Annotated in this window: 24 protein-coding genes; 1 reads left to right on the forward strand and 23 read right to left on the reverse strand. The window is 36.2% G+C overall.

Translation table 11 applies throughout. The annotated features are described in order from the left end of the window. The first annotated feature begins 6 nt into the window (after positions 1–6). Positions 7–1,662: an archaellar assembly protein FlaJ gene (gene flaJ / locus V7O62_RS12010; RefSeq protein ID WP_406656566.1), complete on the forward strand. Its 1,656-nt coding sequence runs from the start codon at positions 7–9 to the stop codon at positions 1,660–1,662. 75 nt (positions 1,663–1,737) lie between these two features. Here the strand turns inward: flaJ and V7O62_RS12015 are convergent, their stop codons facing one another. From V7O62_RS12015 to V7O62_RS12125, 23 genes are all read right to left on the reverse strand, one after another. After that, positions 1,738–2,739, reverse strand: a complete 1,002-nt coding sequence (locus V7O62_RS12015) for an isocitrate/isopropylmalate family dehydrogenase (RefSeq protein WP_406656567.1) — start codon at positions 2,737–2,739, stop codon at positions 1,738–1,740. 9 nt (positions 2,740–2,748) lie between these two features. Beyond that, on the reverse strand, positions 2,749–3,609 hold the full coding sequence (locus tag V7O62_RS12020) for a hypothetical protein (RefSeq protein ID WP_406656568.1): 861 nt from the start codon (positions 3,607–3,609) through the stop codon (positions 2,749–2,751). Positions 3,610–3,619: 10 nt separating this feature from the next. Then, entirely contained in the window at positions 3,620–4,114 is a 495-nt protein-coding gene (locus V7O62_RS12025) for a 3-isopropylmalate dehydratase small subunit (RefSeq protein WP_406656569.1), read from the reverse strand. Between the two features lie 113 nt (positions 4,115–4,227). Further along, a complete protein-coding gene (locus V7O62_RS12030; protein WP_406656570.1) occupies positions 4,228–6,681 on the reverse strand; it encodes an oligosaccharyl transferase, archaeosortase A system-associated in 2,454 nt (817 codons plus the stop codon). Between the two features lie 375 nt (positions 6,682–7,056). Next, positions 7,057–7,911, reverse strand: a complete 855-nt coding sequence (locus V7O62_RS12035; protein ID WP_406656571.1) for a glycosyltransferase family 2 protein — start codon at positions 7,909–7,911, stop codon at positions 7,057–7,059. A 61-nt stretch (positions 7,912–7,972) separates the two neighbouring features. After that, positions 7,973–8,908 (reverse strand): GDP-L-fucose synthase family protein, encoded by a 936-nt coding sequence (locus V7O62_RS12040; RefSeq protein WP_406656572.1) that lies wholly within the window; start codon positions 8,906–8,908, stop codon positions 7,973–7,975. Positions 8,909–8,962: 54 nt separating this feature from the next. After that, entirely contained in the window at positions 8,963–10,195 is a 1,233-nt protein-coding gene (locus tag V7O62_RS12045) for a hypothetical protein (protein WP_406656573.1), read from the reverse strand. 26 nt (positions 10,196–10,221) lie between these two features. Further along, positions 10,222–11,541 carry a lipopolysaccharide biosynthesis protein RfbH gene (rfbH, locus tag V7O62_RS12050; RefSeq protein ID WP_406656574.1) on the reverse strand — a complete coding sequence of 440 codons (1,320 nt, stop codon included), beginning with the start codon at positions 11,539–11,541 and terminating at the stop codon, positions 10,222–10,224. A gap of 47 nt (positions 11,542–11,588) precedes the next feature. Beyond that, on the reverse strand, positions 11,589–12,608 hold the full coding sequence (locus V7O62_RS12055; protein ID WP_406656575.1) for a GDP-mannose 4,6-dehydratase: 1,020 nt from the start codon (positions 12,606–12,608) through the stop codon (positions 11,589–11,591). Continuing rightward, a complete protein-coding gene (locus V7O62_RS12060) occupies positions 12,605–13,591 on the reverse strand; it encodes an NAD-dependent epimerase/dehydratase family protein (protein ID WP_406656576.1) in 987 nt (328 codons plus the stop codon). Before V7O62_RS12060 ends, V7O62_RS12055 begins: the two co-directional genes overlap by 4 nt. A 10-nt stretch (positions 13,592–13,601) precedes the next feature. Next, positions 13,602–14,381 (reverse strand): glucose-1-phosphate cytidylyltransferase, encoded by a 780-nt coding sequence (gene rfbF / locus V7O62_RS12065; RefSeq protein ID WP_406656577.1) that lies wholly within the window; start codon positions 14,379–14,381, stop codon positions 13,602–13,604. 123 nt (positions 14,382–14,504) lie between these two features. Next, complete coding sequence (locus V7O62_RS12070) at positions 14,505–15,431, reverse strand: glycosyltransferase family 2 protein (protein ID WP_406656578.1); 927 nt, start codon at positions 15,429–15,431, stop codon at positions 14,505–14,507. Positions 15,432–15,612: 181 nt separating this feature from the next. Further along, the gene (locus tag V7O62_RS12075) at positions 15,613–16,194 is read right to left on the reverse strand and encodes a class I SAM-dependent methyltransferase (RefSeq protein WP_406656579.1); all 582 of its coding nucleotides are present in this window, start codon (positions 16,192–16,194) and stop codon (positions 15,613–15,615) included. 71 nt (positions 16,195–16,265) lie between these two features. After that, positions 16,266–17,117, reverse strand: coding sequence for a glycosyltransferase family 2 protein (locus tag V7O62_RS12080; RefSeq protein ID WP_406656580.1), 852 nt, complete (start codon positions 17,115–17,117; stop codon positions 16,266–16,268). 216 nt (positions 17,118–17,333) lie between these two features. Further along, positions 17,334–18,287, reverse strand: coding sequence for a class I SAM-dependent methyltransferase (locus V7O62_RS12085; RefSeq protein ID WP_406656581.1), 954 nt, complete (start codon positions 18,285–18,287; stop codon positions 17,334–17,336). A 47-nt stretch (positions 18,288–18,334) separates the two neighbouring features. After that, positions 18,335–19,330: a glycosyltransferase family 2 protein gene (locus V7O62_RS12090; RefSeq protein ID WP_406656582.1), complete on the reverse strand. Its 996-nt coding sequence runs from the start codon at positions 19,328–19,330 to the stop codon at positions 18,335–18,337. Positions 19,331–19,383: 53 nt separating this feature from the next. Next, complete coding sequence (locus V7O62_RS12095) at positions 19,384–20,574, reverse strand: glycosyltransferase (RefSeq protein WP_406656583.1); 1,191 nt, start codon at positions 20,572–20,574, stop codon at positions 19,384–19,386. After that, a complete protein-coding gene (locus V7O62_RS12100; RefSeq protein ID WP_406656584.1) occupies positions 20,571–21,677 on the reverse strand; it encodes a DegT/DnrJ/EryC1/StrS family aminotransferase in 1,107 nt (368 codons plus the stop codon). Before V7O62_RS12100 ends, V7O62_RS12095 begins: the two co-directional genes overlap by 4 nt. Before the next feature lie 17 nt (positions 21,678–21,694). Then, positions 21,695–22,423, reverse strand: coding sequence for a class I SAM-dependent methyltransferase (locus V7O62_RS12105; protein WP_406656585.1), 729 nt, complete (start codon positions 22,421–22,423; stop codon positions 21,695–21,697). Beyond that, complete coding sequence (locus V7O62_RS12110; RefSeq protein ID WP_406656586.1) at positions 22,420–23,082, reverse strand: HAD family hydrolase; 663 nt, start codon at positions 23,080–23,082, stop codon at positions 22,420–22,422. The genes V7O62_RS12105 and V7O62_RS12110 overlap by 4 nt, the downstream gene beginning before the upstream one ends. A 4-nt stretch (positions 23,083–23,086) precedes the next feature. Next, positions 23,087–24,106: an NAD-dependent epimerase/dehydratase family protein gene (locus V7O62_RS12115; protein WP_406656587.1), complete on the reverse strand. Its 1,020-nt coding sequence runs from the start codon at positions 24,104–24,106 to the stop codon at positions 23,087–23,089. Then, complete coding sequence (locus V7O62_RS12120) at positions 24,096–25,061, reverse strand: ATP-grasp domain-containing protein (RefSeq protein WP_406656588.1); 966 nt, start codon at positions 25,059–25,061, stop codon at positions 24,096–24,098. The genes V7O62_RS12115 and V7O62_RS12120 overlap by 11 nt, the downstream gene beginning before the upstream one ends. 4 nt (positions 25,062–25,065) lie before the next feature. After that, positions 25,066–26,064: a Gfo/Idh/MocA family protein gene (locus tag V7O62_RS12125; protein WP_406656589.1), complete on the reverse strand. Its 999-nt coding sequence runs from the start codon at positions 26,062–26,064 to the stop codon at positions 25,066–25,068. Between the last annotated feature and the right edge of the window lie 50 nt (positions 26,065–26,114).

The following is a 26,114-nucleotide window of genomic DNA, read 5'->3' on the forward strand; positions in this document are numbered from 1 at the left end:
AGCTTCATGAGTTATGAGAAGGCATTCAAGAATCTTGGCATGGAACCAAAAGCCTATGTGGAAAAGTTTGCCTTACCTATTATTGTATTTGGTATTCTGTTTGCTGTATTGATGTATTTTGCTCTCCCCACTCTCTTTACAGGACCTACGAAATACATCCCTGCTCTTGTTACTGTAGTATGCATCATCTTTGCTTTTTCCTACCCTTTGTCGATTCTTGGTGCAAAGGCTGCTCGCATTGACAACAATATGCACTACTACATCACTCAGATGGGTTCTATTGCAACGGCTGAGACTCCAAGGCTTGATATTGTCCGTATTGTATCGGAAAATGAGGATTACCAGGAACTTGCGGAAGAGACCAAGAAGATATATGACCTTGTGACTGTCTGGAACCTCAGTCTTGCAGACGGGTGCAGGTTCATTTCTAAAAGAACCCCTTCAATCATTTTTGAGGATTTCCTTGATAGGTTCGCCCACGCACTTCAGTCAGGAGAAGATGTGAAAACTTTTCTTTTTGCAGAGCAGAACGTTGTAATGAATGAATATGAGGCCATGTACAATGGTGCTCTTTATGCGGTTGAGGTCATCAAAGAACTGTTCGTATCTATGGTGATGTCACTTATCTTCATGGCTTCTTTTGCGGTAATAATGCCTGTTATCACGGGGATGAATGCAGAACTTCTCATGGGAATTGTAGTAGTGGTCTTCCTTGTTACTGATCTTGTTATGGTAATCTTCACCAAGAATAAGATTCCTAAGGATCCTGCATGGAGCAGGTCCAGAATAGTTACGAATGAGAAACTCACATTGTATCGCTCAATTCCCATTTCTATAGCAGGCTGCATTGCTGTAGCTATCGTTGTTTCTTTCTATGGCAGGATAGAAACGTCGATAGCTGTTGCAATGGTTTTAACTCCTCTCGTTTACACAGGATACGTTTCCAGGAAGATCGAAAAAAGTATAAGGCGAAAAGATGAAAATTTCCCTGCTTTCATCCGTTCCCTGGGAAGTTCTGCCGGTGCAAGGGGTGGTGTGATAGACGAGGCACTGAGAGCTTTGAGAGCCCATGACTTCGGTCCCCTGACAAAGGATGTGAACAATCTTTACAAGATGCTGGTAACCAGAATAGATAAAATAACTTCCTGGGAGATATTCTCCGCCAATACGGGAAGTAATCTTATCCAGCGATTTAGTGTGATGTTCGTGGAGGCGACAAATCTCGGTGGAAAACCTGAAGTCATAGGGGACATAATCGCAACTAATTTTCATAGAATCGTGACTCTCAGGAAGAAAAGGAGCCAGTCGGCAAGCAGCCTGGTAGGTGTTCTCTACGGGCTGACAGGTGGTATCGGTTTTACAATGTATATTTCCCTGGGTGTGGTTGGACTGATGCAGGACATGTTCACGGCTGTTGATATGCCGCCCGGAATGTCTATGGGAATGGTACTTTATACAAATATAGGAAGCATGGAAACCCTTGCAAACATGGTTCTTGCAATAATGATAGGTCATTCACTGATGTCTGCAATCCTCATACGGGTCGTTGATGGTGGCCATATGCTGAGTGCAACAATCGATTTTGTGGTCATGGTATGGATATCAGGTTTAAGTGCCGTGGTAACTATGGCAGCGGTATCGTCATTACTTGGAATCAGTTGACCAAGAAAGAAGAGGTATATACCTGAATTTTAATAATCGGAGGGGAAGTTTTCCTGGCTGATTTGCATCACTGGGTTATTTTCCAAGTTTTTTTCTTATATGCTCAACAATAGAATCAGCTACTTCTTCCGTTGTGAAGGATTCACCAAGATCCGGCGTCATTATGCCCATGTTGAGGACAGAGTCCAGAGCCTCTTCAACAAGTAATGCCTGCACCATATCGCCATGCCATTCAAGAAGCATCTTGAGGCTCAGTATGGCTGCGATGGGATTTGCGATACCTTCTCCTGCAATGTCAGGTGCACTTCCGTGGACAGGTTCGAAAAAAGCATGTTTTGTACCTATGTTTGCACTTGGGAGAAGGCCAAGACCGCCTACAAGTGCTCCTGACATGTCGCTCAGGATGTCTCCGAAAAGGTTTGTTGTTACTATCACATCGTACTTTTCAGGTGAAACCATCAATTTATAGGCCATAGAGTCCACTAACTCGTCCTGGTATTCAACTCCGTGTGCAGACGCAGTTTCGCGGCATACATCAAGAAACAGTCTGTCCGATTTTATTACATTGGACTTGTGTACGATAATAAGTTCGTTCTGTCTGCTCTTTGCAAGTTTGCAGGCATATTCCGCTATTCTACGTGATCCTTCTTTGGTAATGACTCTTTTAGTATACGAAGCATTTTCTCCAATTTCTTCGATTCCTGAGTACAGTCCTTCAGTGTTCTCACGTACAATGACAAAATTGAAATTGCTCCTGCCAAGTATTCCATGAACTCCGGGTAAAGGTCTTATGGGGCGGATGTTTGCATACATGTCGAGTTCTTTGCGAATGGTAAGCAGTACGCTTTTGTAGTTTGGATCAGGAGGGGTCGTTATGGCTCCGAAAAGTATGCAGTCACAACTTTTCATTATATCAATATCCTGGGCAGTGATAGCTGAACCTGTGCGTTGCCATTTACCGTATCCCAGCTCTACGGGAATCTTTTCAATATCCATTTCTAGAGCATCCAATACCTTGACAGCAGCCGGAATTACTTCCTTCCCGACGCCATCTCCTTCAACAATTGCGAGCTTCATATTCTTACCTCAGGATAAGTCCTGTTTACGTAATTCCCTGACTAATTCCCATATCGTATTTGCAACGTAGAATTCCGACGCACCCCAGTGAACCACAGCCCCCTTTATGCCATTGATTATCACTATGCCTGATTTTTCCGAACGGCAGCATCTGGTGATAAAAGGCTTTGAAGGCTTGAAGACATCCGATTTGAATGGGCAGATATTGACAAATGAATAGTCCAGCCCTGGGAACCTCGACTCGAACAGGCTTCTGGATATCTCACACCCCACAAGCAGTGATCCTTCTTTTGTAATAACATCGCAGTCAAGGCATTTCCCTTTCAGTCCGGAGGATGAACAGGGGAAAACAGTGTCTTCCCCTTCGAACTGCCGAAGGTCTGTAAGGTTCTCTGAGAACCTGATCGTCAGGTCTCCGAATATACCACTTTTCTCGATTCTCCTGACAACACTTGCAAGCCATGAGGGCTCAGGAGGCACTATATCAACAATCTCTATATCAAGCACCTTTGAAAGATCTGGTTTATGAACAAAGGTGACGTGCTTATCGATACCTGTGAATATTACCGTGTTAATGTTTCCTTTGCATAAGTTGTGCGCTGTTTCAATAAGAAGAAGACGGTCCTTGATATTCAGGTCTTTATCATATCTGATAATCTCTTCTCCACAGGCTATTTTTTCAAGAGTGCTAACATCCCTTAGAAGCTGATCTCCGCTGCTTGTAACACTGTATATGGAATAGCAGGTTTCGTCAGCTTCATTGTCTTCAACGATAAGATATTTTGTGAGGAAATAGATACGTTTATCGTCAAAGTCTTCAGGAATGCCTTTTGTCATCCCAACATATTTGTATTCATCAGGAAAGATCATAACTGCCGAATTAAATATTCTCTTTTTTTTGCAATGCTTTCCTGTGTGCCACAAGCCCGCCGTTTGTGAGCATCTCCAACAGGAAATCCGGAAGTTTGTTACCTTTGAGAGTCTTTCCGTTTACTTTCACAGTACCTTCCAGAAGCCCAACCTCAATTTCGTCTCCTTCCTGACACTCCACATCCACTTCTATCAGGGGAAGTCCGACGTTTATAGCATTCCTAAAGAATATTCTGGCAAAGTATTTTGCAACTACACAGGACACTCCTGCATGTTTCAGTGCAAGGGGAGCCTGTTCCCTGGATGAGCCGCATCCGAAGTTTTCTCCTGCAACGATGATATCTCCTTTTTGCACTTTTTTAGAGAAATCCGGGTCGATACCTTCCATGGCATGGTCCGCAAATACCTGCATATCTGTTGTGCGGAGGTATTTCCCGGGTATTATGACATCCGTGTCAATGTCATTCCCGAATACCCATGCTTTTCCTTTGATTATGCTTTCCATGTTCTCACTTTGACCTAGGTTCTACATAATGCTATTTCTAGATAGCGGGGTGTGTTATAATACTAAAAATGAAAAGATTGAAAGTGTAATTCATAAGAAAATAATGTGATAGATTAAATCTCTATCACATTTCCTTCCAGTACATCAAGCTCAGCAACGCTTACTTCCTGTGTCGTGTTACCATAACTGATGGTATATGGGCCGGTTGGCATGGTATCGAACTGCGTCTCCCCTTCTATGGGTCCCTCTGTGGAATAAGGCACCGTGAAGGAGTAACTACCATTGGATGTGGCAGACTGGGAGTAGTCGAAAGTCCGTCCCTGATTTGTCTTGATTGTGTTGGTAAGCGTTACAGTTTCTCCTGATGGAGCTGTCCCGGTTATTTGTGCACCTTCTACGTATTCGAAGATCTTAACGTAGCCGGTGTTTATCATTGGAAGGCTACCTCCATAGAGCACATTATAGACATTCTTATATCCTGGCTCTTGGGTGTTTCCTGCAGGCGATTCATGTACCATACGGTATTGTTCAAGACCATTGCCATCAAAGATGTGTAATCTTGCTTCCATTGAATTGAAATATCTCTCTCCAGGAACGTTCTGGTATCCTGCATCAGTTTGCACAGATACATAGTAGTCTTTTGTGTCTAGAGTCCAAGCTGCCATTGCATAGAATTTCCCGGTAGCCATTTCAACGTCAGAAACTACATAGCGTGCGCCTGCTTTGTTGGGATCTGGATGGATGGCCTCAAGTACTTCTGTTGCTCCTTCCTCAGATTGCGCTGTGAAGAAGGTGGATGCACCGGGTTTGTTTTCTTCTTCGATGCTGTTTCTACGGCCGCCTACGCCTTGCTGGAACGGGTTGGCATTTGGTATTCTGTGTCCTATCACCTCTATCCAGTGTCCGTAGTCCCACCATGACATCACACCGTATGCCTTTTCAGGGTATTGGTAAGTCTCACCTGCTGCAGGTTTCTCGTAGCTCTCATAGTAATCCAATCCAGGGTCCGGTGTATTATATCTCAGCCAAGTGGTTGCTTCTATCCAGTAGCCGTTAGGTCCTCCTGTTCCCTGGGTCTGTTGCATTGCAAGACTGTAGGATGGGTATATTAGGATAAGTATGATGAAGGCGGCTGAAAGTACATGAGCGAGTTTTATTTTTCTTGCACTGAATGTCCTTGACTTGATTGAATCCACTAAAGTTTGCCACCCCGTGTAATCAAGAGCCTTAATACCTATCCATGCACTGAGGATAGCGGCATTCACCGAGTAATAGTATGCGAAACGGTTCTGTTGCAGCATGGCCCAGATTATCATGAGAGTCCAGACCAGCAGAAAAGTGTGGTCAGCTGTATTCTTCTGGGTGAATGCTTTGTAGATAAGTATCGCAAGTGCAATGAAGGAGATATATCCTATTGCTCCAAAGTTGTACCAGAGAGGCTGGAGGGAAAACTGTCCACCAACGGAGAGAAGGGGGGAAGCTTCTGCGATTGTAACACCTCCGCCAGTACGGGTGAAGTAACTTGCCAAACTGGCTATGAGGACATATATTGATGGTAAGAATGCTTTTGCTAGTCCTATTACTATAATGGATAACGCTGATATTGAAAGGGGATAGTAATATCCTTTGAGTTTTCTCTTATTGAGTTCTATAGATAACAAACTGAAGATGGGAAATGCCACGATACCTGCTAAGAGACCTTTTAATAAAATGGATCTTGATGATATGTTAGGTGTCATTAGTACCATGAATAAGGTTATTCCAAAGATAATGACGCCACCAACCGCTAAATATTCGGTTGGCCTTTTGTGCATATGGTCAATAATGTGCTGCACAGTTATGTAGACTCCGAGTATGAAACTGAAAAATATAGCTCCGTACCATGCAAGTGAATACGCTCCAAGTGCTACTCCGGTAAGTATGAAATATGGAAGGACTGGTTTTATTGCATCAAAGTTTTTATTCTTGATATATTCAAAGGTAATGGGATTTTCACGGGCAATTTTCAGCGCCATTATCATGAACATGGCAATTATAGTTGTAAGGAGTGTTTCAGCTATGTGGTGATCGTTGAATCCAATAATAGATCTTGAGAGAAATTGTCCTGGAGCTATTGCGATAAGCAAAGCTGCAAGTAACCCTACTCTGCGGTCAAACAACCATTTGGCAGCAAAGTATGTTGGGATAACTACAAGTGCACCCAGAAACACAGGATAGTATGCACTAATTGTGTAAATCAGATATGTATCAGGGTTACCTAGTCCTAATACCCATATAATCGATGATAGAAACATATCAAAAAGTGGTGCAAATATCTGGTGAGTTCCATTAGGGTACTGGGTATATGCATCAAACCATAACATGTTTGGGAAATTGTGCAAAATGGATTCAACATTTCTTAAATGATACCATGGATCGTTCCCACCAAAACGCACGAATCCGTTTGATAGGAATACGCTTGCTTTTGGAATAGTTCTGATATAAAATGCAATCAAGAATGAGATAATCAATCCGAGAATATAAGGTAGTGAATTAATTATTTTACTTTTGTTGTTTTCATCAGTCATGTGCTTCACTCATATTTAATGCATATTGAATACTTCCAATGTCACTTAAACAAATCATAGGATATTTTGCATGTATTATCATTTTCAATTTTTAAATCCGAAAGTACGTTTATTAATCCGATATAAACTCTTATTGAGAAATTTGATCTAACAATTATGGCAGAATGAATTTGCTAATTTATCCCTTATTTCCATCTAATAACTCGCATACAATATATATATTCTCGAAATAAATTACATTTTTTCGAATTGTTGGATGCAAATATTTTTACTTGCTACAATCCCTTCTGATTAGAATAATATGATATCTTGTTAATTCGAATGATAAATAGCCAAAAAAGTTAATAATTTATACAAATAAAATCCTGATTGTTCTTATTTTAAAATCTGGTTTTTTTTGTAAGAAAGATTTGTAACAAAGATCTTTCCAGAATTCACTAAGTATCTGGTATTTTTATCGCCTATAACGTAATTTAAACAAGGATAACACAGAGCCCATGCGTAGGAAATGATCCAGGGAAGTGTAATAACTTTTAGTTGGTTGCTTTTTCGTGCTTCTGCAGTTTCTTTGACAAGTTTTGTACAGTTCGCAGTTACTCCGCCTGTTTGCATTCCTGCAACGATTATGCCTTCTGTGAAAATAGCATCTCCTCCTTCTTTGAAAGCTCTTATCAGTAATTCATAGTCTCCTACTATTTTGAAGGATTCATCAAAATTTCCGTAAGTTTCAAAAAGATTTTTATGGTGAAACATTCCCTGATGTGTGAAAGTACATACTCCGTCTAAAATCATTCCTTGCCATGTATGGTCCCATGAGTGTCCATCAACACAAGCAATATCTCCATCTTTTGTAACTCGTGCTACCTGCCCGTAGACCAGTTGTATTTCTTGAGAATTTGCTTCGCTTAGATGCGGTGCTATTTCTTGGAACACTGTATTTTTCCATAGATAGTCGTCTGATCCTAAAAAGTATATCCACTCTCCGCTTATCTTATCTAATGCCTTATTCCATGCATTATAAATTCCGTTATCAGGCTCTGATTTCCAGTAAGCAATTTTTTCATCGTTAGCCTTTAAAATCTCAATAGTACCATCTGTAGAGCCTCCATCAATGATGATTATTTCCTTATTTTTATATGACTGCTCAGATACGCTATCAATGCAGCGCTGCAAGGTCTTTGCACCATTATACACGGCTATTACAACAGAGATGAAAGGTTGTGAGATCATTGCGATTACCTACGATAAGATTTCTGAAAAAGGACAAATCTATTGATGGCTGAGTATTATATTATTTTGTACTTAAATACCATTCATAGGTCTGTGCTATTCCTTCTCTAAGCGATATGCTGAACCTCCATCCAAGCTCATTCAAACGGCTTACGTCCAGTAGTTTCTGGGGAGTGCCATCAGGTTTAGATGTATCATAAACAATTTCACCTTCATATCCAATGATATCTCCTATAATTTCTGCGAGTTCTTTGATTGTGATATCTTCACCAACTCCTATATTAATGAATTCATCGATGTTGAATGCATCATACTTTTCCATCAGGTAAATACAGGCAGCTGCCATATCATTCACATGAAGGAATTCACGTCTTGGTGATCCTGTACCCCAAATTATAACATTTTGTTTAGAATTTATCTTTGCTTCGTGAAACTTACGAATCAATGCGGGGAGAACATGGGAAGTTTGCAGATCAAAATTATCATTTGGGCCGTAGAGGTTTGTTGGCATCACAGACATAAAGTTGGTTCCGTACTGTTGGTTGTAATGCTTACATAATCTGATGCCAGCAATCTTGGCTATTGCATATGCTTCGTTTGTTTCTTCAAGTTCCCCAGTGAGGAGGTATTCTTCTTTCATGGGCTGTGGAGCGAATTTTGGGTAGATGCAAGATGAACCTAGGAAGAGAAGTTTTTTAGTGCCGTATTTGTAGGCAGCATGAATTACATTTGCCTCTATCATAAGGTTCTGGTAGATAAAATCTGCAGGATATGTGCTGTTTGCAAGTATCCCACCGACTTTTGCTGCAGCAAGGAAAACATATTCTGGTTTTTCCTCTTCAAAGAAACTGTCTACTTCCCGCTGATCTGTTAGATCAAGTTCGTTGTGAGTGCGGTATGTTAAATTTGAATAACCTTTTGATTCCAATATTTTTTTTATGGCTGAGCCTACCATGCCTCTATGGCCTGCGATGTAGATATTGGATGACAGTTTCATTGTAAATCTCCTATTTTAAAAGTAAATTTGTTCTCATTTATTTTCCGTTGAAATTCATTCTTCATATGTTTCTTTCGCACAAGCGACTTTCAACTTTTCTATAATATGTTTGTTATCATCCAAGAATGAATAAATCCAATTTTGAGCATTGGTCTGCACACAATTTCTATATACTTCGTTTTCAATCAATTCTTTTAATTTTTCAGCTGCTCTATCTAAAGAATTATCATCTAGTTTGCAATAAATACTTTCAGGTAAATCATTAGCAAATGAGTATTTTGCAGGTACTAAAGCTACTACACCATTGAAAATAAAAGATTTTATGACAGCTCCTTCTATAGAGGCAGACCATAAAGATGGGCATAAAATTACTTTTGAATTTGTGATGTATTCTTTCAATCCTGTTTCCCAACGCATATCTAAAAAAGTTACATTTTCGAGTCCATTTTCAAACGATTGCACATCAATAATTTTCTTGCATTTTTCATAGGGCGCTGGAATCAAAAATGAAAATTGATTTAATTTAGATGCAATATTGAGTGTATAAAGTAATCCCTTCGCTTCACTAACGGCCCCATGATATACAAAGTCAAAATTATATTTCTCGTCAATTTCTCTCTTATTTTTTAAATTTTTAGAATTTTCGATAAAATCACTAGCAAACATACCAATTTTCAAAACTCTAGTCTTTTCTCCGAAGTGCTTCTTTACTAAATCACCTTGTGAATAATTTTGAACCAAGAAAGTTATTTTGCTTGATGATTTTTGAAGCATTTTTAAAAAATGGACGTTAGTGCTTAATTTATATTTTTCGGGAAATGGTTTGCAGTTATTTAGTTTTGCGAATTCATAATTTCCGCCTATACATAAGGAGCAAGGTTGAAATGATTTTTCGATATGATTATATGATTTAACGCAAAAAAAACTACAATCCATTAAGTAGATAAAAACGTTGTTGTTCTCAACTATCTTAGTTACATTTTCCAATCCAATTGTTTGAGGATGAACCAATATAACATTTCTACTTTTTAATGAACCAATTTTATTTTTGAAGTGGAAATGATTAATTATTTTTGAATATGCATAGTTAAAACTTTGTTTAAATACTTCTAGATATGAAACTCTTCGAATTAGAGTCTCTAAATCAGATTCTGGATACTTTATGTTTGGATAAATTATACAAAAATTATTTTGATTTTGTTCTACAAGGTATGCCATTAATCTACCAACGCCTAATCTACTTGGAGGAATCCCTGCAACTATGTAATCTTTGTCCTTGTGTCGCATTATACTTCCTGCTGGGTAAATGGCTATTATAATTTTAGAGAACGAATGAAATCTTGAATTTTTTCAATCATGAACTTCAAATGTTTGTCAGTTAAGCCAGGATACAAGCCAATCCAAAAAGTATTATCCATAATTTGATCAGTATGTGCAAGATTTCCACAAATTCGATATTTGACACCTTCAAAACAGGGTTGTTTAATAATGTTTCCTGCGAACAACATTCTAGTTGCTATTTTGCTTCTTTCTAAGTAATTTACTATTTCCTCTCTGTTGAACCCAGCGTTTTCACGAACCGTCAACATAAACCCAAACCAACTCGGTTCAGCTTCAGGTTCTGTTTTTGGCAAAATGAAATAATCTTCAAATTTTGACAATCCTTCATAAAGTGTTCTATAATTATTTTTTCTTGTTTCAATGAAGGATGGTAATTTCTTAAGCTGCTCAACTCCTATCGCAGCTTGCATATCTGTTATTTTTAGATTGTAACCAATATGTGAATATATGTATTTGTGATCATATCCAAAAGGTAGATTACCTAACTGCCAGCTAAAACGTTTTTTGCAACTGTTGTCGCATCCTGATTCACACCAGCAGTCCCGTCCCCAGTCTCTGAATGATTCTATTAGTTTCTTAAGCTGAGTGTCATTAGTGACCAGCGCTCCACCTTCGCCCATGGTCATGTGATGAGGTGGATAAAAACTAAATGTGGCGATATGTCCAAAAGTGCCAGTGCATTGGTCATTATATTTGGAACCGAGTGCATCACAGTTGTCTTCTATTACCCAAAGATTGTACTTTTTTGCTATTTCCATCACTTTATTTAGGTCAAATGGATTCCCAAGTGTATGCGCAATAAAAATTGCTCTGGTTTTATCTGAGATGGCATCTTCTATCTTATCCGCTTGAATGTTGTAGGTTCCTATATTCACATCTACAAACACAGGAATTAGATTATTTTGAATAATTGGGTTAACTGTTGTAGGAAATGCTGCTGCCACAGTGATAACCTCATCACCAGGTTTCAAACGTTTTTCTTCAAGTTTTGGTGATGTCAATGCAGAAATTGCCAGAAGATTTGCTGAAGATCCGGAATTTGTCAATAGGCAATGTTTTACTCCTAGGAAATCAGCAAATTCGTTTTCAAATTGTTTAGCAAACCTGCCTGATGTGAGCCAGAAATCAAGTGCAGAATCAACAAGGGATACTATCTCTTTTTCATCATATACTCGACCTGAATAAGGAATGTATGATTCACCGGGAACGAAATCACTTTGTTCCTCCTTCCTTAACAAATATAAATCCTTTACTTTTTGGAAGATATCATCCCTCAGGCTTTTTTCGTCCATGTCATTACCCTCTATTGTTCTTGTTAATTAATGGATAAAAGCAACTTTCATTGTCCATTGAAGAACTGTTCATACCATTCAATTGTTCCAACAAGTGCTTCATCTAGTGAATATTTAGGAGTCCAGTTCAACAATTTTCTTGCTTTTTTTGCTGATAAATATTGGTGCTTAATTTCATTATTTGCTTGATTAAGAACCAAAGGCTCAAGATCAGGATGTTTCATAACTTTAAGTATTTGATTTACTAATTCCATGACAGTGATTTGAAGTTCATTACTGAAATTGAATGCTTCACCATCAAGTGCACCCTCAGATTCCAGCATTTTTTCAGCAAGAAGCATATAAGCAAGTGCACCATCTTTTATATAGAAATAATCTCGAATATTTGTCCCATCGCTTCTGATAACCGGTCTTTCGCCATTTAGTACTGATCTTATAGTCCCTGGTACGATTCGATTAAAATTTAAATCACCTGGGCCATAAAAATTACCACATCTTGTTATGCAAACTGGGAGGTCATATGTATTGTAGTATGTGGTAGCTATCAGATCAGCACAACTTTTTGATACATCATATGGATGTTGGCCCTGCAAAGGAGTATTTTCGTCGTATGGCAATGTTTTTTGGTCTCCATATGCTTTATCAGATGAAGCCACAATTATAGCTTTTGGCAAACCAACACTTCTACATGCTTCTAAGATATTATAGGTTCCAATAATATTTGATTGGAAAGTTGATAAAGGATTCTGGTTGGCTACTTTTACAATTGTTTGTGCACCCAAATGGAATACGGTTTCTATTTCATATTCATTTATGATCCTTTCCAGTTTATTTAAGTCTTCAAGGTCACCGTGTACTACATTTAATTTATTGGAAATGTCTTTGAAATCTCCAGTATTGCTCCACAAAATCGATTTTGGGACAGTGTCTCTTACAAGTCCAACTACATTGGCACCTTCATCAATTAGATATTTAGTTAGCCATGACCCGAGCAAACCAGTGCATCCGGTGACAAAAACGTTTCGATGTTTCCAAGAAAAATTCATGTTAAAAATTCCTGTAATCATTTAAGATAATGATTTAAATCTGGCAGATTTTGATTATACCAATTAATAGTATGTTCAAGTCCTTTTTCAATCGATGTTTTAGGCTCCCATCCCAACAAAGATTTTGCCTTGTTAACATTTGCCACTAAATACATCATTTCATTAGGTCTATATGGCAGAGCTCCAAATTGCAGTAACCCATCACTAGCTCCAAGATGGTTTGAGATCATGAATGCAAATTTTTTCATTGTAATTCCTTTACCGGAACCAATGTTTATTATTTCTGTTTTATTAGTCAGTGGAACAGTAGAGGCTAGTATGTATGCATCAATTAAATCATCGATGTAAATGTAATCTCTTATTTGTTCACCGGGTGTCATTTGCATAGGATGTCCATTTTTTAATTTATCTATTGCTTGAGGGACAAATCTATGCAAACCTTCGTATTCACCGAAAACTCCGAATGGACGTAGGGTTATTAGTTTTTCAGATTGCATACCTTTAGCCATGTTTGATAATAAGTACACTGAACTAGCTTTAGTTGCTCCGTACACACTTGTTGGATCAAGGCAATCATATTCAGAAATTGGCTTGTTTTTTTGGCCGTACTCAAAACAACTTCCAGTATGAATAAATCGATGTCCATTGTTTGCAAGAAAAGCTTCAAACAAATTGGCACTATTAATTATATTTGTGTTGATAATTTGCTGCATATCCTGTTGGCGATAATCGACCCCATATGCTGCAAGATTAAATATTATTTCGGGTTTGATTTGTTGAATTATTGAATTTAAGGCATCAAAGTCGCTCAAATCAATTTTATGAATGGTGAAATTACTCTTGAATTCTCTGATTCTCCACAAAGAACTATTTTGTCTGATAGCTATATGGACATCGCATCCCTCTTTTATTAAGCGCTTTAATAAATGGGATCCAATAAATCCTGTAGCTCCTGTTAGAAATATAGTCCTGTCAGTAAGATCATAGGGGGCGAATTTGGCCATAATCTATCAATTACTCGAAATTATCCCAAAATGCTTTTCCAGACGACCACAATCCATTCAGGTATTCCATATCTCTTATTGTATCCATGCACACCCAATTTCTTGAATGTTTGTATACCATCAGCTGGCCTTCCTCAGCCAATCTGTCCAATACCCCAATCTCAAGGTCACATGAGTCGTCAGTAGTTAAATAATCGAATAGTTTCCTATTGAATACAAAAAAACCACCATTTATCAGTCCTTCTGTGGTCTGAGGCTTTTCGCTAAATTCAATTACTCTATCCTTCTGCACTGATAACGTCCCAAAACGAGATGGAGGCATGACGCCTGTTAATGTAGCTACTTTCCCATGATTTTTGTGAAAATCAACTAAATCATTGATGTCAATATCTGCGACTCCATCTCCATAAGTAACCATGAAGAGGTCAGAATCGACATAATGTTCAATCTTCTTTAGCCGCCCACCTTTTAGAGTTTTTTCTCCAGTATTTGCTAATGTGACTTTCCAACCAACTTCATCATGAGAATCATGGATATCGACTTTATTGTGTCTTCCGAGTTCAAGAGTAAAATCATTGTTGAGAATCTCGTAATTGTAAAAGTACTCTTTAATCATCTCGCCTTTGTAGCCAAGGCATAAGACAAAATCTTTGTATCCGTAATAGCTGTATCGTTTCATTATATGCCAGAGAATGGGCTTTGTGCCGATTTTTACCATCGGTTTTGGTCGATACTCAGTTTCTTCTTTTAATCGGGTTCCAAGACCGCCGCAGAGAATTACAACTTTCATTTTAATCGCTTTTGTTGATGTTTATTATAACATATCTAACTACATTCCAATAATTCTGTCCGAAATTGGTTTGAAGTTGATTTTTTATACTTATCTAGATGCTACAATAATAGCTTTCTTAAATTAAATATATTTGGTAAGGGAATTTATCACTTTGAAGTAGGTGTGATAAGAGTGGTATAACATTTGCTTAAACAAAGTTCCTGTATGAAAATTGTAGTATTCTTTTACGATTCTTTCATGGGGTATGATACTTTCTGGAAAAGATATTTTACGTGGTTTTTGATTCTGGATTTGTACATTATATTTTTCATCAGTACGACAATGAGTTCCACTACCATCATGGCCTATATTTGTTATTCGAGATCTTACAGGACTAATAGACAGTCCGTCATTCATTATTATGTTAACAGCCCAAAAAACAGCCCATGAGTTCAGTTTACCATTGACTTGCCTTTTCAGCATGGGGTATAGGTCTAAGCCTGCTCTGTCTATTTTCTTCTTTATCACACTTGAATCTTCTATAATATCCAACATATGTGGGTCTCTGGAATAATTTTTCCAGGCCCTTTTCCAGGTACCCCATCCCCATGATGAAAAGCGATAAGAAAAAAATATATCGTAAGGATAGTCCTCAGGTATTTCTATTGGAGGGCAATATGCACTAACGTTCATAACTCTTTCATTTGATTCATAGTTAGAAAGACATGTGTTCATGAAATGAATGAAATCAGAAGATGAAACACAATCGTCTTCAAGGACAACTATTCGGTCATGTTCCCGGAATATATAATTTATTCCATCAACAAGTGATTGTGCCAGGCCTTTATTGTGTTTGCTTTCGATGATTTTTGCGTTTTCAAGTTCATAGGAGTGAATCAATTCACGAGTAGCTTGAACGGAATCTATGTCTTTTTCACTTTTTGCTCCATCGCAAAAGATGTAAAGTGAACTGTCCGCAAACTCTGAATTATTTACTAAACTTTCAAGAGTCTTTCTAGAATGTTCTGGTCGGTTATATATAAATAAGGCTATTGGAGTATGATTCATTGTGATTTCCTGTTAATCATTGTATGTTATTCTTGATCAATTGACGCTTTAAAAATTTAACTAAAAATAAATCCTTTTCTTATTTTCTAATAAAAGCAAATTGAAACAGTAATTAGAACAAATTTCCTTTGAAGGCTTAAATCGTTGGAAGGAATAAAGAAGACTCCAAAAAGAAGAGAATTTATTTTATGGCATCAATTATCAAAGAGGTATAATTCAAATCCCCATTTTTGTTTCTAGGATCATTGTCTTTTGATCGGTGAATATGCCCTCGATCATCAGTCAACTTTACAAAATTAAATCGTCCATTTTCGTCCCAATATTCTATCAATTCGGCTTTAAACCCCACTTCATTTAACAAATTACTTAATGTTTCATAATTATATAACAATTTGTGATCATCACTTCCACAACCGTACCCGCCTGGTTTCACATATTCAATATAGTCAATATTTGGATTGTAACCATCAGGAACAGCTATCCTCAAACATCCTCCCTCTTTTAAATATGTATGGCAATAATTAAATATTTTTAAACATTCCTTTTCGGTGAAATGTTCAAAAACGTGTTCTGATAAGATATTATCAACGGAATTCTTATTGAAGTAATATGCCCAATCGTCGCCAGACATAATATTCAGATTTTTTTTATCAGTAGATATCCAGCCACTATATTTTCTTCTTCCACTTCCTATTATTAATTTGATATTGTTAGGAGGAAACGAATTTAACTTTACTTTCAAGATTAATTTTCTCACGTTCATAATTCACCACATGCATTCGTATAGATATATATTAATATCATAATAGAAAACTTCTATTATATATATATATATCATTTTAATAATACATAGCCAATGTTGCGTAAAGAGTTGATGAAAAAGAAATAGGTACCATAGATTAAATTAAAATTTAAAAATGAAAAATGAAATAAATCTTTCAAATTAGAAGACGATCTCCTTCCAAATAAAGCTGATAATAAAGAATTTAATAAATTATCTCTATTCAATTTATTTGGCATATTTATTCCTGTATATACAATTGAGTTACCAGAAACAAAAGCATTATAGCCTCTTTTTTTAGAACGATATATCAATTCATAATCTGCCCAGTAATGTGGAAGTACTTTTTCATCATAAAGGCCAATGTCCATAAATATTTTTGCAGGGATCAAAGTACCCCTTCCAGCCAACAGATCACTTGGAAGCAGACAATCTTTCAGATCTTCAACATTACTAAACGTGTTAGCATACTCAAATTTTGCAATGAGCTTGTTTAAAATAATATTTGCATATAGTACCTTTGAGCTGTTGGAATCAACACATAATGACCCGATCATTACATTTTCATTATGATTCCAATCTGAAATCAAATTAGATAAATAATTTTTATCAATAGTAACATCATCATTAATCACCAAAATAGGTGTTTGTGGACTGACGTTTTTGTTTTCTAATACATGCCTTATACCTTTGTTAATAGCACCCGACCACCATAGGTCTGGAGATGCGAACACTATTTCTATGTTGTTATCTGGAATTTGTGGGATCTTCTTTTTCCCGTGGTCAACTATGATTAAATTGTAATTTTCATACGTTTGCTGTCTCAATTGTTCCACTAACTTTGAAATATCATCTTCTCTTTCAAATACAGGTACCACAATCCAAATCAATGGTTGATTTTGCATTTATTACACATCAATTCTTTTTATGAGGTTAGATTTAGATTATTTTCTTAAACCAACTTCTAAATTTCAAAATTAAATTGTTCAATTTCAAGATTTAGTATTTTCCTAGGAATATAACCACTCTGGAGACATTATGAACACTTATATCTGTGTTTCCCATACCCTTATTCAATAATTTCTCATCATTAATAGATTTCAGCTCTATCAAGATTAACTTTATGATTTTCGGAACACAACAACATAACTTTCTCCTATTTTGAAGAAGTCCAAGAGTCTTGCGATTGGTGCCATTAGTTTTAATCGGTCTATTATACTTGTAGTTGTGAATATTAATCTCAATCCTAAGTTATTTCTATATAGGTGTGACCAAAAAACTGAAGCTTTTTTCTGTTCTGGATAATATAATAAATGATTAATTTGATATATTATCCAAGATGTAGGCGTTATTATTTTTATGGATTCTATTTCAAATCCACATTTATGAGCCAACATTGTTATGCTGTCTTTTGTAAAATGTTGCTGATGATACGGTATGTGCCAATTAATCCATTTTCGCTTGAAAATTTTGGCCATGATTGATTCAGAATTGGGGACACTAAAAATCAGATGACCATTTGGTTTCAAAATGTCATGGACATCTTTTATTGTTTCAACCGGGTTTATCATGTGCTCAAGTACTTGTGACATTGTGACACAATCAAAATTTTCAGTAGAATAATCAGAAGATTTAAAAAGTCCCACTCTTATGTTCAAATCATATTTTTCGGCCATTTTCAACACATTTTCGTCAGCTTCGATACCGTAGGCTTCACACTGATTATGTTTTAAATAGAATAATGATTCTCCGAAACCACATCCAATATCCAAGCAACGTGATTTTGAAGGTACACTGTAATGACAAGATGTTCCTTTTCCTTCAAGGAAAATTTTACGTTTTGATGCAATTATTGTTTTTGTGTTCATTTCAGCAGGCATTTCTTTTCGTGGATAATATTCTGTATATAATGTGGATATTTCTTTTGGAGTTAGTTCTGGGGATACAATTGCATGCCCACATGAGTCACATTTCAGTAAAGAATATGTTTGAGGAAAGCCATATCGGTCATCATAGATGTCTTCATAAAATAGTTCTGTCTTTTTAGAACATATTTGGCACACATTGTTGATCATAGGGCATCATCCAATATAGTTTAGGATAACTTTGATTATTTTTAATGTTATTGTTTCATCCAGTCTTTAAGTATATCATATTGATTTTTTTTTAATATTGTTTTTAAAATACCTGCTGTAAATATTTTTAATTTACGCATAATCCAGTAAAGGGGATAAGTCAATAAAAAATAACTGAACCAAATGAAAGATTTAGGATATTTCAATGAATAATATATATATTTCAGTAAGTTATTCGAATTGTAGCATACTGGAATATAATGGGTATATGCCCAATCGAAAAGAAACTTTTTGATGAATTTGTATCTATATTTCTCTTCAACAATTTCTACAAGATCTAAATATGAAACCCATGCTCTGAAATAGGATGAGCTATATGTAATCTCTCCAAAATGCCATTTTACAACATCATCTATTATTTTTATCAATATACTGTTTTGGTCTGATATCTGATTTAAAAACATAGCAGTGTGTGGGAAAAGATTACTGCAAAATAAGTATCCTATGTGGGTACTTTCATTGATTTTTGATTTATTATATACATTTGATGAGATTAACCCTGTCATTGAAAGTCCTGAAAACAAAGTAAAAAATTCTTTTTTAGTTGTCACGCTATCAATGCTTTTTATATTTTTTTCACCTTTTATATTTGAACGGAGATATATAAGATCACAATCATAATCAAGAGAGTCTGTAATTTTCTCAACAGAATCTGGAAAAACATCATCATCATCTGATAGTATCCAAACAAAATCTCCAAACTTTTCATCAAAAGCATGAAGGATATTTCCAGCAATTCCTTTATTGCTGTTTCGACGTATTGTATCTACTTTAGAACTATCCACGAAATCATTCAATTCTAAATAACGGTTATCAGTTGAGCAATTATCACTGATTACTAATCTTGTTCGCACACCATCGACTTGTGGTGACAGCACTTTGATCTTTTTAAGTAATAATTCAAAGCGGTTGAAAGAAGGGATATATATTAGCAATGAAGGCTGGCCCAAGTTTGATTTTTTGTAATCAGATGCCGAATTCATTATTCAACCTACTCGACTGTTATTTTTGATTAAACTTGTACTCTTTCAAATTCCTATTCAATGTCAAAAACGCATTCTAGTTCTGTGAACATTCTTTCAATTGAATGATCATTTAGAGTCTTTTCTTGTCCAGCTTTGGCCACGCTTTCAATGCATTCATCAAACTCAAGAGATTTTTTGATACTACTTAACAGATCTTCTTTCGAAATATAAGTGAGAACCTCTTTTCCGGGTTCAAACAAATCATTTATATTTTCAGAATACTCTGTTAATAAACATGTTCCAACGCCTGTAGTTTCAAACATTCTCATGTTTCCTGCATGGTCACCTGCTACATCAATATGTATATTTAATGTTATGTGCGAGGCTGCAAGAGTCCGGTACATTTTCATGCCAAATACCGGGCCTTGATACACTTTTTTTATAGTTTCAATATGACGTTGGTAATCATTATGTTTCTGACTTGTTTGCAGATATGTATCTCTAAAAATATGAATTCCTTTACGAATATTCTGTAAACTGGAAACATATTTCCCTACTTGCTTTATTATTTCATCTTTTCTGATTTTTGGTGTTTCACCTACGTTTCCAAAAAATTTTAGGTCAATCCCGTTTTCTATAAGATAAGCTAATGTTTCTGCGCGCTTTAGATGATTTGCTGTAATACTTCCAACAAACGTGACATCGTATTTCTTTTCAACATTTCCAATCTTTTTTAATATCTCTGAATCAAATCCAGGTTTTACAACAACTACCTCGTTGAACAGATGTTGTTTGTCTTTTAGCATCTCTGGATGGCTGGTAACCAAAACTTCCAATCCCGATAAATCCAAATTATCGGGTGTAGCACAACTTACCCACGTTATTACCTTTTTACAATGAGCTGAAGCATCTTTTATGAAATCCCCGAAATAATCAAAAATTGCAGTAATCCAGAGAATATCTGGTTTGAATCTTTTGATTTGTTCCATTGCAATTTCTTTTTCCCACCCACTATCTGAGTAAGACTCAAAATTGTTTTCTCTAGCCCATTGTTTTTGCATGGATTCTGCATTCACAATGATAAATTCGGTTTCAATCCCCTGATTATTCATGTATCTGCTCAAGTCTCCGGGCCAGCCGAAATGGTCATTCAGCATCGCATTTCGATGTTCTTGGAATGGCAAATCGACAACATATGGATATTTTTCATAAAAATATGAAAGATATTGTGGATAATATTTCCACAGCATTAAAACTTTCATTGCTTAAAAAACTCCTTGATCTTATCAACTACATAATACACAGATGTGGTGGACAATTCAGGGTACATAGGCAAAGACAAAATCTCATTTTGATACTGATATGCTACGGGAAAATCTTCTGAATGATGACCTAAATACTTATAAGCCTGCATAAATGGTAGGGCTACAGGGTAGTGAATTGCGGTGGAAATTCCATTTCCTTCAAGATAGGTCTGCAGTTTATCTCTTTTGTTTGTACGAATTGAATAAACATGAAAAATATGAGTGGCGTTGGGTCTTATTTTTGGAACAGTTATTTCTTCAACGTCGGACAATAGTTCATTATATAAAAGTGCATTATGATATCTTTTTTCATTCCATTCATCTATATAAGGTAATTTCACAGAAAGAATTGCAGCCTGCAACCCATCCATCCTGCTGTTTATCCCTTCTATTTGGTGTTTATGCTTTTTTAGGGACCCATGGTTTGCAAACATTCGCATTTTGTCTGCAAGCTCCCCATTATTCGTGATAATTGCACCTGCGTCGCCATATGCTCCTAGATTTTTTCCGGGGTAGAAACTGAATGTACCAGCTATACCAAATGTCCCGACTTTCTGATTTTTGTAGGATGCAAAGTGTGCCTGAGCACAATCTTCTATTAGATAAAAACTATGTTTGTCACAAATATCTTTGATAGTATCAATTTCTGCAGGTTGCCCATAGAGGTGAACGAGAATTATGGCTTTTGTTTTAGATGTAATCTTTTCTTCAATTTTTGAAACATCAATTGTGAAATAATCAGGTTCAATATCAACAAAGACAACTTTTGCACCTGCTTGTGTGATTGTCTCAGAAGTTGATATCCAGCTATTAGCAACAGTGATTACTTCATCACCTAATCCTATTCCAAGCGCCTTCAAGGTTATGTAGATTGCATCTGTACCATTTGCAACACTTATACAATGGTTTACACCGTATTTTTCAGCATAAGCATTTTCGAAATCTGTAACATACTTTCCTCTGACAAAAGCTGTATCTTCAATGACAGATTCTATGGCGTTGTTTATTTCAGGCTTGATAGATAGGTATTGCCTCTTTAGGTCAACAAATGGTACAATCATAATTTTTCAACTCACAATCATAACTTTTTTTCGCAAATGGCCATTATACTTGAACAATAATCTGGCAAGTCTTTTCCAATTTCGTAAAGTGCGTCGCATATTTCTATATCCCATGATTCCATTTGCCTATGGGATAATGGCTTGAGCAGAATACCCTCTACCGATGAAACACAAAAAGATGCTGACTCTAAATCAGCAACAAGTTTATCTCTATCATAAATTCGTTGATGACCTTTTTCTATATCAGCCTCAGTGAGTTCATAAAAATCGGTAATCATTCCCAGATGCTTTCCGATTCTTTTGTGCAATCCTTTGGCATTCGGTACCGTAATAATGATTCTTCCTTCGGATGCGAGCATACTTTTAACTTTTCCTAAAAAATCATCCACAGTTTCAATATGTTCGAGGACATTTGTCACAATAATTGTATCAAATTTGTCTTCTGGATTGAAGTCTTCAAACAGATTCTGAATATAGTTTATGTTAGGTAATGCATTAATTTCCTTGGCCTTTTGAATTTTTTTAGGGGATCCGTCAATTCCGGTCACACAATCAAAATACTTAGAGAATGCCCTGCACAAAAATCCAACTCCACAGCCTACATCCAGCAATGCCTTGCCTTTCAAATGTGGTTTAATTGATTGAACTTTATATCGCAGCAAAATATTTTCAAAGCCGACTTCTTCGCTGTAAAATTTATATATACTATCAAGATTCTCTGTTTCAGAAATTGAGTGAGTATTCACAGATATGTCTCCTTTAAGTGAACTGCTAAATCAGATGGATTATCTACTAAAATCTCTGGTTTCAATGGGGACAATAATTTTTTATCACGGATACCAAATGTTACTCCTACAGTTTTCATTCCCAATTGTTTGCCAGCAACTATATCAGTTTCAGTATCACCGACAAATACACATTCTTGTATATCAATACTTTTTGATAGGTCGAGTGCTTTTATTGCATCGACTTTTATTTTCCATCTATCTTTTGAAATTCCTGTCGATGGACGTGAGATTATAGATTTGAACCATGTATCAATATTTAAATCTCTTAATTGCCAATTGACCATTTCAGGCTCAGTACGCAAGGTTACGAGAATGGCTGGAAATTCATTGAATAATGAATCATATGTTTTCCTCAATTCAGTCCACACACAATCATAGGCAAGCATTTCTTTTTTTTCTATAAGTTCATTGCGTCGGGTTTTATATTCTGCAAGTAAGTGTTCAGAATCAGTTTTAGACAATATTTCGTAATCAGGAACTCTTAGACGTTTAAACTTCCAATAATCATCCTTAGGCAGAGCTGTGCAATTCAATTCCTGCAAACTATATGAATATGCTTGGTAATACTTTTCGGAAACATCTAATATAGGTCCATCAAGGTCGAAAAAGAACATCATTTTTTTACCCTGTAGTATAATGTATTTTATTCCAGTATTCTAAGTTGTTAACTGCCCATATCATCTCATTTCTAATACCTTGCTCAAGTGCTGTCTTTGGTTTCCATCCCAGTTCTTTATACGCCTTTTCGATATCTAAAAGCATAACATTAAGTTCTGCAGTATTGCGTTTTTTATCTGGAACTAACTTAGAATAGTCTCCCTCCTTAGTCTCCTCAAAAATAATAGTAGGCCTATATTCTAAAACGTCTTCTGCGACATCCGCAACTAAGTTAGCCAAATCGATAATTGTAGTAGAAGTGCCTGTTCCGACATTATATGATTGTCCATTAGCAGCTTCGTTTTCTATGCAAAGATTATGCAGTTTTACGACATCTTTGACATAAACAAAATCTCTTATTTGCTTCCCATCACCAAAGACAACAAGTGGTTTATTTTGAATAGCACGCTTGATGAAAATTGTTAAGACTCTTCTGTACCATTCTCTTTCACCATAAGCTATTGCATATCTTAAATTAACAACACCTAAGTTTTTATACTTGCTGTAGATGGTTCCATATCTCTCCGCAGCAAGTTTGCTAACCCCATATTCCCAATTAGGCATTGGTAAATAATCCTCGGCAGTTCTTGATATAGTTTGTCCATAAATACAAGCCGAAGATGCATTAATTACTTTTCTCACTTCATTTACCTTGGCGGCTTTTAAAACATTCAATGTTCCAATTGTATTAATATTCAAATCTTGAATTGGATTATCTGCTCCTAGAAATATTTCTAATTGGGCTGCTTGGTGAGATACAACATCGTGCTCTTTCATTTCATTTTTAAGTAATTCAAAATCAAGAATGCTTCCTTCCACAATATTTATCTCGTTTTTTATATGGGCTAAATTATCTAACTTACCAAATGAGAAATCATCATAAACTGTAACTTCTGCACCTAAGGCAACTAGTTCTTCAACGATGTGTGACCCGATAAACCCTGCTCCGCCTGTTACAAAAACTTTAGATTCTTTAATCTTCATGTAAATCCTCAACTATTATTTCTTCCCAATACCTTGTCATTGCAATATTTGGTTTGTGTACAAGTTCTGATTTGTCGATATTAAATCCCAGCATTAACTTTAGTGCTGCAAGTGGGAGGTTTGCTCCAGCTTTAACTGTCAGCATGAGTCCACCAGCAGCATACCTTGGATTTATTTCTATGAAATAGAACTCTTCTTCTCTTTCAATAAATTGAATGTTGCAAACACCAACCACTCCGAAAGACTTGCAAATACTATTGACATAATCATCCAATCTATCATTATTTATCGTAATACCTTTGACAGATTGACCCGATTTTGTTGAGATTCTCTTTCGTGGGCCTGAAAAAAGGACATCTGAGTCATTACTACATAATACATCAATTGTATATTCATCTCCACTTACATATTCTTGATAAATTCTTTTTTCAGTTGAATTAAGCAAATAATGCAGTTTTAGATAATTGTCCACATAAGTAGCACCTTCACTGCTGCTTCCTTCCAATGGCTTAGAAAAAAGAGGCAAGTTGAATTTATTTGGATTTAATATGATTTTTGGGACAGGTATCCCCAATTCTTCAACTTTCATAGAAGCGCTCATTTTATCGTTACATAAATCAATAACATCTGGGGATGATAATAGCACTTTAACTCCCAATCGATTGAAATCATCTTTGGCTCTGGATATTATTGCCAGTTCCTTGGAATAACAAGGATATAGTACACTTACATTGTGTTTTTCGCAAATTTCGTATATGAAATTCAAGTATTCTTCAGTTTTTGAAATTGGAGGGGATATATATGAATGATCTGCAAGATGTAATCCTGGTGCAAGCTCATCAAGATCAGTAGCTATTATTGATATTTTGAATTCGTTTTGTAGTTTTAATGACTTTATAATATTTATTGCAGATGAAACGCCAGCACTTGTCACAAGCACAATTATTTCATCCATGGTATCATAATTCCTTCGCCAAAATTGTTACTACTTTATGCGCATGCTCGGCTCCTGTCAAGCACTCATTTCCAGTTAAAATACAATCAATAAAGTGTTCCATCTCTATTTTCAGTGGTTCTTCAAATTGTACCTTGGGCAAATGAACATCCCCGGATCGATGGTTGAATTGAACTATGCTGGAACTATCAAAGTCCATATTTTCCCCCAATATGGCCATGCGGTCTATACCTTTATCATAAATGGCAATTTTATTATCTGCAATATCATCATAAATTACCATCTTCTTTGATCCTACAACTGTTATTTTTCTCACTTTATGCGGATCCAACCAGCTAACATGTATGTGTGCCATGACTTTATTGGGATAGATTATATTTAAAAACACTACATCATCAATTCCTTTTTGTACATAGTCCATACCCTGCTTTTTAGTAGATAAAGGTGTAGGGTCTCCAAGTAAATATTGTATAATACTCACATCATGTGGAGCAAAGTTCCATAAAGCATCCACATCCGGACGTATACGCCCCAGATTCAGGCGTTGGCTGTATATGTAACGAATCTCTCCTAATTCTCCAGAATCAATCAATTTTTTGAGGTAACGAACGGCAGCATTATACAAGAAAGTATGACCCACCATGGCTACAAGATTGTTCTTTTTAGCAAGAATACCAATCTCTTCAACTTCTTCTGGTGTCTTTGCCATTGGTTTTTCCACAAAAACATGTTTTCCAGATTCAAGAGCTCTAGTGGTAAGGTCAAAATGAGTTGCTACTGGAGTAGCAATGACGACTGCATCAATTTGAGAGTCTTTGAATACGGATTCAACATCATCTGTTACATCAACAGTTGGGTAAAGAGAAGTAACAAATTCTTGTCTCTCTGCTGAAAGTTCAACTACGGTTTTTACCGTACAATCGTCATTTGAAATTAGATTTCGGAGGATATTTGGTCCCCAATAGCCTACACCAATTTGAGCGATGTTAATCAATTGAATCATTCCTTTTGTTCATTAGTATATGCATGTTAAGATATGGCCAAAACTTTATA

Source organism: Methanolobus sp. ZRKC2, assembly GCF_045291185.1.
Classification (GTDB): domain Archaea; phylum Halobacteriota; class Methanosarcinia; order Methanosarcinales; family Methanosarcinaceae; genus Methanolobus.

Coding starts and splice junctions, on each gene's coding strand:
- flaJ (WP_406656566.1), top strand. CDS start 7: ATGAGTTATGAGAAGGCATTCAAGAATCTTGGCATGGAACCAAAAGCC.
- V7O62_RS12015 (WP_406656567.1), bottom strand. CDS start 2,739: ATGAAGCTCGCAATTGTTGAAGGAGATGGCGTCGGGAAGGAAGTAATT.
- V7O62_RS12020 (WP_406656568.1), bottom strand. CDS start 3,609: ATGATCTTTCCTGATGAATACAAATATGTTGGGATGACAAAAGGCATT.
- V7O62_RS12025 (WP_406656569.1), bottom strand. CDS start 4,114: ATGGAAAGCATAATCAAAGGAAAAGCATGGGTATTCGGGAATGACATT.
- V7O62_RS12030 (WP_406656570.1), bottom strand. CDS start 6,681: ATGACTGATGAAAACAACAAAAGTAAAATAATTAATTCACTACCTTAT.
- V7O62_RS12035 (WP_406656571.1), bottom strand. CDS start 7,911: ATGATCTCACAACCTTTCATCTCTGTTGTAATAGCCGTGTATAATGGT.
- V7O62_RS12040 (WP_406656572.1), bottom strand. CDS start 8,908: ATGAAACTGTCATCCAATATCTACATCGCAGGCCATAGAGGCATGGTA.
- V7O62_RS12045 (WP_406656573.1), bottom strand. CDS start 10,195: ATGCGACACAAGGACAAAGATTACATAGTTGCAGGGATTCCTCCAAGT.
- rfbH (WP_406656574.1), bottom strand. CDS start 11,541: ATGGACGAAAAAAGCCTGAGGGATGATATCTTCCAAAAAGTAAAGGAT.
- V7O62_RS12055 (WP_406656575.1), bottom strand. CDS start 12,608: ATGATTACAGGAATTTTTAACATGAATTTTTCTTGGAAACATCGAAAC.
- V7O62_RS12060 (WP_406656576.1), bottom strand. CDS start 13,591: ATGGCCAAATTCGCCCCCTATGATCTTACTGACAGGACTATATTTCTA.
- rfbF (WP_406656577.1), bottom strand. CDS start 14,381: ATGAAAGTTGTAATTCTCTGCGGCGGTCTTGGAACCCGATTAAAAGAA.
- V7O62_RS12070 (WP_406656578.1), bottom strand. CDS start 15,431: ATGAATCATACTCCAATAGCCTTATTTATATATAACCGACCAGAACAT.
- V7O62_RS12075 (WP_406656579.1), bottom strand. CDS start 16,194: ATGAACGTGAGAAAATTAATCTTGAAAGTAAAGTTAAATTCGTTTCCT.
- V7O62_RS12080 (WP_406656580.1), bottom strand. CDS start 17,117: ATGCAAAATCAACCATTGATTTGGATTGTGGTACCTGTATTTGAAAGA.
- V7O62_RS12085 (WP_406656581.1), bottom strand. CDS start 18,287: ATGATCAACAATGTGTGCCAAATATGTTCTAAAAAGACAGAACTATTT.
- V7O62_RS12090 (WP_406656582.1), bottom strand. CDS start 19,330: ATGAATTCGGCATCTGATTACAAAAAATCAAACTTGGGCCAGCCTTCA.
- V7O62_RS12095 (WP_406656583.1), bottom strand. CDS start 20,574: ATGAAAGTTTTAATGCTGTGGAAATATTATCCACAATATCTTTCATAT.
- V7O62_RS12100 (WP_406656584.1), bottom strand. CDS start 21,677: ATGATTGTACCATTTGTTGACCTAAAGAGGCAATACCTATCTATCAAG.
- V7O62_RS12110 (WP_406656586.1), bottom strand. CDS start 23,082: ATGATGTTCTTTTTCGACCTTGATGGACCTATATTAGATGTTTCCGAA.
- V7O62_RS12115 (WP_406656587.1), bottom strand. CDS start 24,106: ATGAAGATTAAAGAATCTAAAGTTTTTGTAACAGGCGGAGCAGGGTTT.
- V7O62_RS12120 (WP_406656588.1), bottom strand. CDS start 25,061: ATGGATGAAATAATTGTGCTTGTGACAAGTGCTGGCGTTTCATCTGCA.
- V7O62_RS12125 (WP_406656589.1), bottom strand. CDS start 26,064: ATGATTCAATTGATTAACATCGCTCAAATTGGTGTAGGCTATTGGGGA.